We start from the raw sequence: 13380 nt of genomic DNA on the forward strand, positions 1-13380 counted from the left end.
ACTTCCGATATTCAGATCAGGAGGCCTGCTTCAAAATTGATTGACCAAGCGTAATGATGGTCGGTCCGGACAATCGAATGCGTTCGCGCAACCGAATGGGATATAGCCCTTCGTCACGCTCTTCGACATCGATGACATTCACGTCGACAACCAGATTGGCTTTCGCAGCAACCTTGCCCGCTTCCTCAAGCGCGACTACCGCTTCCGCGTGGCGGGCAACAAGCGCACCATCAATGGTTTCCTGCCATGATCCGTCAGCGCCAAGCCACACAGCCTGTCCATCGATGAGCCGGTTTGCGGTAAGAACTTTTACAGCCATTTTCCCAATCCCTGATTAAGCAGCAACGGACACAGGCTTTCGAGCCAGTGCTTCAGCTTTATCGATAGCAGCGCCTGCAACAGCATCGCCGATGATAACCATCACCGGACCCAAGAGCTCTTTGCGCTCTTCCAGAGACGGCAGATCTTTCAATGTTCCATGGAACAGCCGCTTATCCTTGCGGCTCGCATTCTCAACAACCGCGACAGCCGTATCTTCATGCAGACCGGCAGAGATCAGACGGCTTGCGACCGAGGCCGCAACCGTTGCTCCCATATAAACGGCAATTGTTGCCCCGGAGACGGCAAGCTTGGCCCAGCCCGGCAGCACATCGCCTGCCATGTCGTGGCCCGTCGTAAACACCAGCGAGGAAGCAACACCACGCAAAGTCAGCGGCAGTTCCATATCGGCGGCGGCTGCGAAAGCAGACGTTATGCCCGGCACGATCTCAAAGCCGATGCCGGCTGAACGCAAGGCCGCCATTTCTTCGCCCGCACGGCCAAACACCAGCGGATCGCCTGCTTTGAGACGCACTACACGCTTGCCTTCGCGACCGAGCTTCACCAGCAGATCATTGATCTCGCTCTGGCTCTTGGAATGGCAACCCTTGCGCTTGCCAACCGAAAGACGCTCGGCATCACGACGACCCATGGCAATCACGCCTTCCGGCACGAGCGCGTCATGCACGATAACGTCGGCTTCCATCAGAACGCGATGCGCGCGCAGGGTCAGAAGGTCTTCTGCACCCGGACCAGCACCAACCAACCAGACATAACCCGCAGCATGTTCTCTTTGCTCGATTAATTCATTTGCAGCTTTGTATGCTGCTTCGCGATTTCCATTTTCAACAGCACGCGCTACGGATCCGGAGAAAAACCCACGCCAGAAGCTGCGGCGTGCCAAGCCTTTTGGCAAAAGCTTTTCGACCATCGGACGCCAGCTTTCGGCATAATGTGCAAGCTCACCAAGGCGGGGCGAGAAGGCCGCATCAATGCGCGCCCGCACCATCTGCGCCAGAACCGGGGCCGAACCTTCGGTGCCAATGGCAATTGCAATTGGTGCGCGGTTGACGATGGCAGGGGTCAGGAAATCGCAGAGTGCAGGACGGTCGACAACATTGACCGGAATTTTCTGCGCTTTGGCCGATGCTGCGATCACACGATCCTGATCTTCATCACCCGTGGCAACAAAAACCAGCTTCGCGCCTTCGAGAAGATCGGCGCTGAAAGATTGCGAAATATGTTGGGCGCTATGGCTTTCGATGAAGCTCGCCAAGGCTGGTTCGAGTTCTCGCGCAATGATGCGCAAACGAGCGGAGGTCTGGGCCACGAGCCGTGCTTTGTTGAGTGCTTCCTCGCCACCGCCGACAATAACCACCACCTCTTCCGAAACACGGAAGAAGGCGGGAAAATCAGCCAGAAGTCGTTGAGACGAAAGAGCCACAGCAGTATCCTTTTGAAGACTGCTGGCATTATCCCCGGACTGGCGAAATTTTATAAGAAACGGGCTTGCGTGCGCAAATCACGCGGAGCATCACTTTTTCTCAAAAAACAGATTTTGAGGATTTTAATTCCTAAAATCTGCAAATTATATCCCATAATTTTTGTAGGATTATTATTTGAGCGCCGTGCGTCCTATTGGACGCACAAAGGACGCTCAAACACTAAAAATGCGCATCGAGCTTTCCAAAAATCGATTCCGATTTTTGGGCCGATGCGTGGCTAGCGGTAATTTCCAGAAGTGAAAAATGCTGGCACATGCTTTGGCCAGCGACGTGGCAACACAGCCACGAGGTCAAAACGCAGAGACAGTTTCGCGTAATCCTTTTGCCGTTGCAGCCACATATCGGCAGCTGCCTCAATCCGGCGCATGGCCTGCGGCGTGACAGCAAGCTGCGCTGCTTCAACGCTTGTCCTTGCTTTGACTTCAACAATAAGAACAAGATTTCCGCGCCGCGCGATCAGATCAATTTCACCAAGCCGCGTGCGATACCGGCGTGCCACGATGCGAAAGCCTTTGAGCATGAGCGCAAAAGCGGCAAGACGCTCGGCACTGTGTCCGCGAAAGAAAGCCATACGCTTTTTCTCGCGAAACTCGCTGCTCATCAGCCCTGCGCCTTCAACTGCATCAAGCGCTGATATAGCACTGATTTCTGCCCGCCAGTCATCTTGGCGGCCTCGCCTGCAGCTTTTGATGGCGGCAATTCCTGCGATAATGACAGCAACAGCTTGTCGATATCCTCTTCGCTCTGCGGACCGGCTTCCCCTGTTGGCGGACCAACCAGCAACACGACTTCACCGCGAATACGATCTTCGCCATCAAATTGCTGTTTCAACTCACCGAGCGTCGCCGTTACGATGGTTTCATAGGCTTTGGTCAGCTCACGGCAAAGGGCTGCTTCACGCCCATCGCCAAAAACCTCAGCCATATCGGCCAGCGTTGTCGCCGTGCGGTTGGGCGATTCATAGAATACAAGCGTTGCTTCGATATTCTTGAGGCTTTCGAGCTTTGCAGTCTTCTGACCATGCTTGACCGGCAGAAAGCCGCAAAACATGAAAGCATCAGTCGGAAGTCCGGAAGCAGCGAGCGCCGCAAGAAGCGCAGACGCCCCGGGCACTGGCACCACACGAATGCCTGCCTCACGGGCCTCGCCAACAAGACGAAAGCCCGGATCGGACACAAGCGGTGTGCCCGCATCAGACACCAACGCCACGCTCTTTCCGCTTTCAAGGGCGGTGATCAGCTTTGCGCCTGCCTCGGCAGCATTATGCTCATGATAGCTGATCGGACGGCGCGAAATGCCATAACGATCCAGCAAAACGCGCGTCACACGCGTATCTTCACAGGCCACAATGTCGGCACTCGCAAGCACTTCCAGCCCGCGCAGTGTCATGTCGCCGAGATTGCCAATCGGGGTCGAGACGATATAGAGCGCAGGTTCGATCGGACGTGCACGCTGGGCGGTGCCACCGACAACAAATTCGCGTTTCTGTTCGTCCAAAAATTCACTCATTACCTGTCCTTATTGCCGCATGTCGTTATCGGGAAACCGGTTCCCACTTTCCCGCGACATGCGCTAAGCCGCCAGATCAGCCACCAGCGCATCAAGCACCAGCGCGCCATCTGGCGTTGCACGGATGAAGCTTCCATCCATTTTTTCGATCATGCCCGATGCGACCAGCCTTTCAAGGCGCTTGCGATCGATATCGTGGCCCGTCAAACGCTGATAACGCGCAAGATCAATGCCTTCGCGCAACCGCAATCCCATCATCAGAAACTCGTCGCCCTGCGGTTCACCGTCGAGATGCTCTTCCTCGACAATACCGTGGCCATGGGTTGCCACTTTTTCCAGCCATGTTTCAGGATGCTTCTCGGTCATAGTGACCGTGCGCAGGCCGTTTTCGACAAAACGTCCATGTGCGCCGGGACCAATCCCGACATATTGTCCATAGCGCCAGTAAACCAGATTGTGTTGCGATTCTCGCCCCGGCACGGCATGGTTTGAAATCTCATAGGCCGGAAGACCATGCTCCGCTGTGATCTTTTGCGTCTCTTCATAAAGAGCGGCAGCGTGATCCGGGTCCGGTGTGGTGAGCTTGCCCGCCTTCCAGAGATTATAGAATTGCGTGCCTTCTTCAATCGTCAGCTGGTACAGGGAGAGATGATCGGCGGCAAGACCGATGGCTTCTTTCAGCTCTTCGCGCCAGGCTTCAATGGTCTGATTGGGACGCGCGTAGATGAGATCGAACGACAGACGCGGGAAAATTTCACGCGCAAGCCGGATTGCCGCCTTGGCTTCTTCAACCGAATGCATACGACCCAGACGGCGCAGATCAGGATCGTTCAGCGCCTGGATGCCAAGCGAGACGCGATTGACGCCCGCTGCACGATAACCACGGAAACGATCAGCCTCCACGCTTGTCGGATTGGCTTCCAGTGTCACTTCAATATCGGGCGCGACAGTCCAGCGCGACGCAATACCATCAAGCAGACTGCCAACCGTCGAGGGCTGCATCAGCGACGGCGTACCGCCGCCCAAAAAGATGCTGGTGACGGTGCGCGGGCCTGTGCGGGCGCGCAATGTGTCCATCTCGCGGTTGAAAGCTTCCGCAAAGCGCGGCTGATCAACCGGCTGATGACGCACGTGGCTGTTGAAGTCGCAATAAGGACATTTTGCCAGACAGAACGGCCAGTGCAGATAAACGCCAAACGCCGTTTCTCCATCTGCACGCGCAATCGGCAGAATATTCGCTGAAGCGTCAGGTGGAGAAAAATGATGGTTCATCCGAGCGTATCCGAAACAACACCAAGCGCCTTTTCAGCAAAGAGCTTGAAGGCACGCGCACGATGCGAAAGCGCAGACGCATCGCCCGGCGTCCAGCCGTGCTTCTCGTCAGCAGTCATTTCACCAAAAGTCTTTTCATAGCCATCCGGCTTGAAGACCGGATCATAACCGAAGCCGATATCGCCACGCGGAGGCCAGATCAGCGTGCCTTCCACTTCGCCGCGATAATATTGTGCTTCGCCATCGGGCCATGCAAGGCAGATTACGGATACAAAGCGCGCCTTGCGCTCGGCAGGCGTGAGAGCACCCTTTTCCTGCAGAAGATCTTCGACCTTGCGCATCGCCATATTGAAATCGCGCGTGCCGTCTTTGGTCTCTGCCCAGTCAGCCGTGTAAACGCCCGGATCGCCATCCAGCGCATCAACCATCAGGCCGGAATCATCAGACAGAGACGGCAAACCAGTGCCCTTTGCCGCAGCGAGCGCTTTGATATAGGCGTTCTGCTCAAATGTCGTGCCGGTTTCTTCCGGCTCCGGCAGGCCGAGAGCTGCAACAGAACTGACCTCAAAGCCAAACGGGGCGAGCAGCCCGTCGAATTCGCGCAATTTGCCAGCATTGTGCGATGCGACGATCAGTTTGCCTTTTTCGAGGTTTCTCATTTCAGTTCTACCTTTTTACGCATGATCTTATCCGAAGTTGGCTTCCCACTTTTCGGGATCATGCTTTAGCTCCAAAGTTTCGGCTCGGCGAATTCCAGCGAATTGCCGGAGGGATCGCGAAAATAAATCGAACGCGCGCCATTGGGCCATTCGAAATCAGCCTCGATAGCAATATCGTGCTTTTCGAGATGGTTGCGCCAGTCATCGATCTCATGACGCGTGGCCGCAAAACACACGTGCCCCGGACCAGACGTTCCATGTGATGGAACCGGCAACGATCCGGATGCCACTGGTTTCAGCGTTTCTTCCGCTTTAAACAACAGCAAGATTCCGTCGCCACAGTGGAAGAATGCATTTCGTTCACTCACCTTGCCCACCGGCTCAAGCCCGATAATGTCGCGATAAAATTCAATCGCTTCGGCAACATCACGGACATAGAGCGCGGTTTCAAGAATGCGGGATGCTTGCACAGCTTCGGCCCTCTCGTGAATAAAAGAAGGCCCTAACTATCAGGCAAGAGCTGCTTTCTGCAACTCGACGAGCTGATTAATACCGTTGCGAGCAAGTTTCATGAGGGCTGCAAACTCTTCTTCAGAGAATGGTGTTCCTTCAGCCGTGCCCTGAATTTCTACAATGCCGCCCTTGCCGGTCATCACGAAATTGCTGTCGGTTTCAGCAGCCGAATCTTCAGCATAATCGAGATCAAGCACAGGCTGGCCTTCATAGATACCGCAGGAAATGGCCGCGATATGGTCTTTGAGCACTTTTTCAATGCGGATCATCTGGCGTGCTTCCATCCAACGCAGGCAATCATGCAGCGCAATGAAACCGCCAGTGATAGAAGCCGTACGCGTGCCACCGTCAGCCTGAATGACGTCGCAGTCAACCGTGATCTGATATTCGCCCAATGCCTGAAGATCAACGACAGCGCGCAATGAACGGCCAATCAGACGCTGAATTTCCTGCGTGCGACCACCCTGCTTGCCAGCCGCTGCTTCACGGCGCATACGATCGCCGGTGGAGCGTGGCAGCATGCCATATTCTGCGGTGACCCAGCCTTTGCCGGAATTGCGCATCCAGCCCGGCACCTTTTCCTCTAAGCTTGCCGTGCAAAGAACATGGGTGTCACCAAACTTCACAAGGCACGAACCTTCGGCGTGTTTGGAGACGCCGCGCTCAAAAGAGACGGCACGCATTTCATCAGCAGCGCGCTTGGATGGACGCATCGTATTTCCTCAATTCGTTTTTCGTTGCGGCTTTTTAGGCTTGTCGCGCTCGAATGGAAAGGAATTTCGCATGATCCTTCAAGAGAGATGTTGAGAGAAGTGTCATTATGAGCGCAAAGCCTTTGACGCGTTGGGTTGCTCGCTTATATTTATAGTCTGTAAATTCAAGGGTTCGCATTGAGACCATGATCAAGTCGCCGGAACATCAATTGCTTAATTCGCTTGACCAGCGGTCACGCGATATTTTCCGACTGATCGTTGACAGCTACCTCAATGATGGCGATCCGGTCGGCTCCCGCAACCTCTCGCGCCTGCTGCCGCACAGTCTTTCGCCCGCCACGATCCGTAATGTGATGAGCGATCTGGAGCAACTCGGCCTCATTTATGCTCCGCATATTTCTGCCGGACGCCTGCCGACACAGATTGGCCTGCGTTTCTTTGTCGATGCTTTCATGGAAGTGGGTGATCTGCGCCCTGATGAACGCTCTTCCATTGAAGCACAGGTGCGTTCAGCTGGCATGAACAATTCGGTCGAAAGCGTTCTGACAGAAGCCAGCCAGGTTCTCTCTGGCTTGTCGCGCGGTGCAGGCCTTGTGCTTGCCACAAAGACCGAGGGCGCGCTCAAACATATTGAATTCGTGCGTTTGGAGCCTACTCGCGCTCTGGCCGTTCTCGTGATGCAGAACGGGGATGTTGAAAACCGCGTTATCAATCTGCCGGTCGGAATTTCGACGTCGCAATTGGTCGAAGCATCAAACTTTCTCAATGCGCATATTCATGGATACACCCTGTCTGAAGCAAAATCTGAGTTGGAAAAGCTTTCGCAAGAGACACGACAGGAGCTCGACCAACTCTCACAAGAACTGGTAGAGCAAGGCATTGCTGTTTGGAGTGGTGCTGGTTCGGATCAGCCTGCCCGGCTTATCGTACGCGGTCGTGCCAATCTGCTTGAGAACATTCATGCACAGGACGACATTGAGCGGCTGCGCCATCTTTTTGATGACCTCGAAACCAAGGATGGTATGATCCAGCTGCTCGATCTGGCTGAATCGGGTTCTGGTGTGCGCATCTTTATCGGTTCCGAAAATAAATTATTTTCACTTTCGGGTTCATCGTTAGTGGTGGCACCCTATCGCGATAGTGAACAACGGGTGGTTGGTGCACTTGGCGTCATCGGCCCGACCCGACTTAATTACGCGCGTATCGTGCCAATGGTCGATTATACGGCACAAATCGTATCGCGATTGCTGCGTTAAGTTGTCAGACTTACCAAGGCCCGGAAATTAGACCTTGATTTTAACGCCGCGAAACTCGATATCCGGCCTAAACATATTTCAAGACGGAAGACACAAAATGGCTGATGAAAAAAACACACCTGAAACCCCCGATCTTGAGCAGCGCGATATCAACAATCCTCGTGATCGTGATGCGCTGAAGCGTGCTGCCGACGATTTTCTAAAAAGCCGCAAGGCTGAAGCCCGCGCTGAGGTCGAAAAAGATGAGGTTGATGCTGAGAACCTTGCTGCCAACACCATTGCAGCGCTCGAAGCAGACAATGCTGAACTGAAAGACCAGATGCTGCGTCTGGTTGCCGAAATGGAGAACCTGCGCAAACGCACCCAGCGTGATGTACAGGACGCTCGCACCTATGCAGTCACCAACTTTGCCCGTGACATGCTTTCAGTATCTGACAATTTGCGCCGCGCACAGGATGCGATTCCGGCAGATGCGCTGGAAAGTGACGCAAATCTGAAATCACTCGCCGAAGGCGTGGAAATGACCGAGCGCGCGATGCTGCAGGCATTGGAACGCCACGGCGTAACGAAGCTTGATCCGGAAGGTCAGAAGTTCGACCCGAACTTCCATCAGGCGATGTTTGAAGTTCCTAATCCGGAGCTGCCAAACAATACCGTCGTTCAGGTTGTTCAGGCAGGCTACGCGATTGGTGATCGTGTGCTGCGCCCGGCGATGGTCGGTGTTTCCAAGGGTGGCCCGAAGGTTGCAGCAGATACTACACCTGAGGGGAATGCCGAATAAAAAGACGCTTGGAGCAGCTCCGGTTAAACGGAGTCGTTGCAACCATTCCATCTTTTTGTTTTTACGCATTATCCTACGCAAAACCGCTTCGCACTTTTGCTGGAAATGCTTTGGTTCCAAACATCGGAGAAAGAGCGGCGAGCAGCCTCGCCGCTCTTTCTTTTTATGTTTATTCCTCAAATTTAAGTATAGGCTCAATAGAAGCCGGGAGGCCTGCGCGTGACGGTCTTTGATTTTGCAAATTTTGCAGGCGTTTTTGTTTTCGCTGCGACAGGCGCACTTGCTGCCTCGCGCCGTCAGCTCGATATTATCGGCTTCATCTTCCTTGCCAATATAACAGGCATCGGTGGGGGGACTATTCGCGATCTGCTTCTGGGTGCGCCAGTCTTCTGGGTTATTGAGCCTTTCTATCTGCTGGCAGGAACGTCAGCAGCAATGCTTGTTTACTTTACCGCACATCTTGTTGAATCGCGCTACCGGCTGCTGCTCTGGTTTGATGCTGTCGGCATGTCCGCCTATACGGTCGTAGGTGCAGCCAAAGGTCTGACACTCGGCTTCGGACCATCGGTTGCCATCGTCACTGGCATCTTCACCGCAACGCTTGGCGGTATTTTGCGCGATATGGTCGCGGGCGAACCGTCCGTGCTGATGCGGCGAGAAATCTATGTGAGTGCGGCACTTGCCGGAGCGTGTCTTTATGTGGTGCTGGAGCGTTTCGGGTTAGACCCGATATTCGCTGGCATTGCTGCAGCACTAACCGCCTTTGTCGTGCGCGGCGGTGCGCTTTATTTCGGCTGGAATCTGCCGGTTTACAAAAGCCGTCCCGGCCGCACCGAGGAAGAACTCAAGCGCGACCGGATTGTGCCATAACACGAATGTGTCCTGAGCCTAATGTGACGGATTTGAACCCGAAATTCGCTCCAAAACCTGCTTCAGAGTGCAACGAATTTCGGGTCGCCGTACTAGATAAGCGCGGCCTGAGCAGCAATAGCCTGAAGGTTGGCCAATGGGCGCGGGCCCATCTGCTGAATGATCATGCCTGCGGCCAGCGAGCCAAGACGTGCGCAATCTTCCAGCGAACGGTCATTGGTATAGCCATACAGGAAGCCAGCAGCATAAAGATCGCCAGCACCAGTCGTATCGATCAATTCCTGAATCTCAATCGCTGGAACTTCAAGAGTCTGATCTTCGGCGACGACTACTGCACCTTTTTCAGACCGCGTGATGATAGACAGCGCGCAATCCTTGCGGATCGCTGAGATCGCTTCATCCAGCGATTTGACCTGATAAAGTGACTTTGCCTCGTCTTCATTGGCAAACACGATATCGACCGTACCTTTACGCATCAGATCAAGAAACTCGTCGCGATAACGATCAACACAGAATGGATCGGACAACGTCATCGCAACCTTGCGGCCATGTTCATGAGCGATCTTGGAGGCCAAAACAATCGCTTCCTTGGCGCGTGGCGGATCCCACAGATAGCCTTCGAAATAGATGACTTTGGAATCTGCAACCTTGGAGGTTTCCACATCTTCCGGCCCGAGCTCAACACAGGCACCGAGATATGTGTTCATTGAACGCTCGCCATCGGGCGTTACGAAAATCATGGAACGAGCCGTTGGTGTCCCTTTTTCAAGTGGGCGCGTATCAAAGGCGACACCCTGGGCGCGAATATCATGCGCAAAAACCCGGCCAAGGTGGTCTGTTGCGACTTTGCCGAAATAGGCGGCGCGACCGCCAAAGCTTGCAACACCAGCCGCCGTATTACCCGCACTGCCACCCGACATTTCTGTAACCTGGCCTTTGATGCGGCTATAGAGCAGTTCAGCGCGGTCCCCGTCAATCAGGTTCATGGCACCCTTGATGATGCCATTTGTTTCAAGAAATGCATCTTCTGTGCGCGAAATAATATCGACAATGGCATTGCCAATGCAAAGTACGTCGAATGTAGCCATGAGCTGGTCTGGACTCCCCTTTGATCAGCTGCCAGCCTCCGTCAGACATGTTAAGATGGAACTGGCGGCAGAAATATCGGGGCCGGTTTAACGCTTTGTGGGTGCTTTGACCACCCACTTAGACTTTTGGACTGTGGGTTTGGGATATTGTGTAGCGCATTCCGCATTCCTATTTTTATGCCATGAGTTTGCAAAAAGTGGATAAAAATGATCCTTGAAGCGGCATTAAAAGCTTTAAAACGCCTTCCAACGCCGGAATTCCGCTCAGTTTTGTGGAAAACGCTCGGTCTGACGCTTTTGCTGCTGATCGGGCTATGGGTCACAATTCGTCAATTATTTTTTACCTTCGCATGGCCGTGGATGGAGCAAATCTTGCCAGGTATGCCCCAATGGGCAGGCTGGCTGGGCATAGTGGCGGCGATTGTTGCAGGACTTGGGCTGGCGCTTGTGCTTGCATTGATGATTGCGCCTGTAACAGCTCTTGTGGCCGGTATATTTCTTGATGATGTCGCGGACGTTGTCGAGCGCGAGGATTATCCGGGTGAGCCTAAAGGCACAGCCTTACCGCTTGGGCGCTCCGTCGTGACATCGCTCAAATTTTTAGGCGTCGTTATCCTCGGCAATATCATAGCGCTGTTTTTGCTCTTCATACCCGGCATCAATCTGATCGCCTTCTTTGTGATCAACGCCTATCTTCTGGGGCGGGAATTCTTCGAATTTGCCGCGATGCGCTATCGGTCGGAAGCCGACGCCAAAGCGCTGCGCTCACAATATAGTGTCACTGTCTTCGCAGCAGGACTGTTGATTGCAGGCTTTCTTGCGGTCCCGGTCGTCAATCTGCTCACACCGCTTTTTGCTGCAGCGATGATGATTCATCTGCACAAGGCGATTTCAGCAAAAGAGATTTTAAAATTGCGGCGGTAAAGGAATGAGTGCCGCCGGAACATCGCAGGTTTTTCCCGGATATTTGCAAATATCGGCGACGACACACTTCTCGCATTCAGGCTTGCGCGCCTTGCAGGTATAGCGCCCATGCAGAATAAGCCAGTGATGAGCGTGGAACAGGTATTCCTTAGGGATCACCCGCATCAGAATAGCTTCTACGGCATCTGGTGTTTTTCCCAGAGCAAGCCCCATACGATTGCCTATACGCAAAACATGGGTATCGACGGCCATGGTTGAATGTCCGAAAGCCATGCTCAGCACAACATTTGCGGTTTTGCGGCCAACACCCGGTAACTTCACCAGAGCATCGCGATCATCGGGGACTTCACCGCCATGATCGCGGATCAGTGCCTCGGACAGCAAAATGACGTTCTTCGCCTTGTTCCGCCAAAGCCCAATGGTACGGATGTAATTGCCGACTGTCTCCTCTCCCAGAGCCAGCATTTTTTGCGGCGTGTCAGCAATGGCGAAAAGCGCGCGGGTTGCCTTGTTCACGCCCTTGTCCGTCGCTTGTGCGGACAAGGCAACGGCCACCAACAGGGTGAAAGGATTAACATGCTCCAGCTCACCTTTGGGTTCCGGTCGCAAAATGGAAAAACGACGAAAAATCTCGCGAATCTCATCGGCCGTATAAAGTGTACCCGACACCCGGCGCTGACGACGAACTTGTGATGTCGCGGAGACATTCACGGGGGATTTGATTTTGGCGTTTTCCATTTTGTCTCTATACTGGCACTGGGCTTGGGAAAAAACTAAGCAGCTTGACGCAGCCCGGAGCAAACGTTCATGCAGCATCCCGATGGAGCAAATCCGGACAACTTCGATAAACCCGTCTTTGAGGCATTGCTCACCCCTTATCGCTCTTTGGGCCGGACAGGGTTTCGTATCCTCATGGCAGCGCTCATCAGTTGCTGGCTATTTGTTTGCATCCTGTTCTGGTCGATCGGAGCGTGGCCGATCATCGGCTTTTTTGGACTTGATGTGCTGGCGATCTATCTGGCTTTTCGCTGGAGTTACCGATCAGCCAATGCGCGTGAAGAAATATCCTTGTCGCGTGCAGCATTGCATATTCGCAAATATGCGCCTTCTGGCAACGTGACAGCGCATGAGTTTCATCCCTTCTGGTCACGTTTCAAAGTCGCGCGCGAGCCTGAATTCGGCATCACATCCATGCATGTGGAAAGCCGGGATAACCGGGTTCCTGTTGGTAGCTTCCTCAATCCAGAGGACCGGGAAAGCTTTGCAACTGCATTTCGCGAGGCACTTACGCGAGCCAGCCGTTAAACTTTCCCACATATGTTAACGGCTTTTGCCCCTCCCCCATCTGATTTACGATGTGACGACAGGAATCAGATTTCAGGTCTTGAAGTCGGGCTTTTCACAAGCCATATCAGTTGAGCGAAAGATACGCCGCAAGGGGTCTTTCCATAACCGGTCGCTTCAATAAGGACTGACGCAATGACGAGAATAACACCGTTTTCGAGCCCTTTACTGCTCGGATTCGACACTGTTGAAAAGACGCTGGAACGGATTGCGAAATCCGGTGAGGGCTACCCGCCCTATAATATTGAGCGCCTGCGCAGCGATACAGGATCTGAACGCCTACGAATTACACTTGCTGTTGCAGGTTTTGCCAGCGACGACCTCGAAGTCACGACCGAAGACAATCAGCTTGTCATCCGGGGACGCCAGACTGATGACACCGAGCGCGAGTTTTTGCACCGTGGTATTGCTGCGCGTCAGTTTCAGCGTGTCTTCGTTCTGGCCGATGGAATGCGGGTTGTATCCTGCGATCTGAAGAACGGCTTGCTCGCAATTGATCTCGACAGACCTGAACCCGAACGGCTGATCAAGCACATCAATATATCAGTCAGGGACTAAACTTGGTTCAGGTTCGGTTCAGTTAAATAACGCTATAGGAATTTATTAAGCTCTTAAGCGCCATGATCGC

16 protein-coding genes are annotated in these 13380 nt (G+C 53.6%); 6 read left to right on the forward strand and 10 right to left on the reverse strand.

Annotation, left to right across the window (positions count from 1 at the left end):
- Nucleotides 1-16: 16 nt before the first annotated feature.
- The 8 genes from H5024_RS00290 to rph all read right to left on the reverse strand — a co-directional run bounded on the left by H5024_RS00290 (nt 17) and on the right by rph (nt 6489).
- Entirely contained in the window at nt 17-319 is a 303-nt protein-coding gene (locus H5024_RS00290; RefSeq protein ID WP_187543449.1) for a DUF2849 domain-containing protein, read from the reverse strand.
- Between the two features lie 15 nt (nt 320-334).
- On the reverse strand, nt 335-1762 hold the full coding sequence (gene cysG, locus H5024_RS00295) for a siroheme synthase CysG (RefSeq protein WP_187543450.1): 1428 nt from the start codon (nt 1760-1762) through the stop codon (nt 335-337).
- Between the two features lie 278 nt (nt 1763-2040).
- Complete coding sequence (locus H5024_RS00300) at nt 2041-2424, reverse strand: YraN family protein (protein WP_187543451.1); 384 nt, start codon at nt 2422-2424, stop codon at nt 2041-2043.
- Nucleotides 2424-3332, reverse strand: a complete 909-nt coding sequence (gene rsmI / locus H5024_RS00305; protein WP_187543452.1) for a 16S rRNA (cytidine(1402)-2'-O)-methyltransferase — start codon at nt 3330-3332, stop codon at nt 2424-2426. The genes H5024_RS00300 and rsmI overlap by 1 nt, the downstream gene beginning before the upstream one ends.
- 63 nt (nt 3333-3395) lie before the next feature.
- The gene (hemW, locus tag H5024_RS00310; protein ID WP_187543453.1) at nt 3396-4604 is read right to left on the reverse strand and encodes a radical SAM family heme chaperone HemW; all 1209 of its coding nucleotides are present in this window, start codon (nt 4602-4604) and stop codon (nt 3396-3398) included.
- Entirely contained in the window at nt 4601-5263 is a 663-nt protein-coding gene (gene rdgB / locus H5024_RS00315) for an RdgB/HAM1 family non-canonical purine NTP pyrophosphatase (protein ID WP_187543454.1), read from the reverse strand. The genes hemW and rdgB overlap by 4 nt, the downstream gene beginning before the upstream one ends.
- 65 nt (nt 5264-5328) lie before the next feature.
- On the reverse strand, nt 5329-5733 hold the full coding sequence (locus tag H5024_RS00320; protein WP_187543455.1) for a VOC family protein: 405 nt from the start codon (nt 5731-5733) through the stop codon (nt 5329-5331).
- A gap of 39 nt (nt 5734-5772) precedes the next feature.
- Complete coding sequence (gene rph / locus H5024_RS00325; RefSeq protein WP_187543456.1) at nt 5773-6489, reverse strand: ribonuclease PH; 717 nt, start codon at nt 6487-6489, stop codon at nt 5773-5775.
- Between the two features lie 185 nt (nt 6490-6674).
- Here rph and hrcA point away from each other — a divergent pair, with 185 nt between their 5' ends.
- The 3 genes from hrcA (at nt 6675) to H5024_RS00340 (ending at nt 9396) form a co-directional block, all read left to right on the forward strand.
- Complete coding sequence (gene hrcA, locus H5024_RS00330) at nt 6675-7745, forward strand: heat-inducible transcriptional repressor HrcA (RefSeq protein WP_187543457.1); 1071 nt, start codon at nt 6675-6677, stop codon at nt 7743-7745.
- 97 nt (nt 7746-7842) lie between these two features.
- Entirely contained in the window at nt 7843-8526 is a 684-nt protein-coding gene (gene grpE / locus H5024_RS00335) for a nucleotide exchange factor GrpE (RefSeq protein WP_187543458.1), read from the forward strand.
- A gap of 219 nt (nt 8527-8745) precedes the next feature.
- Nucleotides 8746-9396, forward strand: a complete 651-nt coding sequence (locus H5024_RS00340; protein ID WP_187543459.1) for a trimeric intracellular cation channel family protein — start codon at nt 8746-8748, stop codon at nt 9394-9396.
- Nucleotides 9397-9488: 92 nt separating this feature from the next.
- Here the strand turns inward: H5024_RS00340 and H5024_RS00345 are convergent, their stop codons facing one another.
- Entirely contained in the window at nt 9489-10484 is a 996-nt protein-coding gene (locus H5024_RS00345) for an adenosine kinase (RefSeq protein ID WP_187543460.1), read from the reverse strand.
- Nucleotides 10485-10691: 207 nt separating this feature from the next.
- Here H5024_RS00345 and H5024_RS00350 point away from each other — a divergent pair, with 207 nt between their 5' ends.
- Entirely contained in the window at nt 10692-11408 is a 717-nt protein-coding gene (locus tag H5024_RS00350) for a sulfate transporter family protein (protein WP_187543461.1), read from the forward strand.
- Here H5024_RS00350 and nth read toward each other — a convergent pair.
- Nucleotides 11391-12146 (reverse strand): endonuclease III, encoded by a 756-nt coding sequence (nth, locus tag H5024_RS00355; RefSeq protein ID WP_187543462.1) that lies wholly within the window; start codon nt 12144-12146, stop codon nt 11391-11393. The genes H5024_RS00350 and nth overlap by 18 nt on opposite strands.
- Nucleotides 12147-12215: 69 nt before the next feature.
- On the opposite strand from nth, the gene H5024_RS00360 reads away from it, so the two are divergent.
- Nucleotides 12216-12713, forward strand: a complete 498-nt coding sequence (locus tag H5024_RS00360; protein ID WP_187543463.1) for a DUF2244 domain-containing protein — start codon at nt 12216-12218, stop codon at nt 12711-12713.
- Nucleotides 12714-12887: 174 nt separating this feature from the next.
- Nucleotides 12888-13310 (forward strand): Hsp20 family protein, encoded by a 423-nt coding sequence (locus H5024_RS00365; protein ID WP_187543464.1) that lies wholly within the window; start codon nt 12888-12890, stop codon nt 13308-13310.
- The last annotated feature ends 70 nt before the right edge of the window (nt 13311-13380 follow it).

Source organism: Ochrobactrum sp. Marseille-Q0166 (assembly GCF_014397025.1).
Lineage (GTDB): Bacteria > Pseudomonadota > Alphaproteobacteria > Rhizobiales > Rhizobiaceae > Brucella.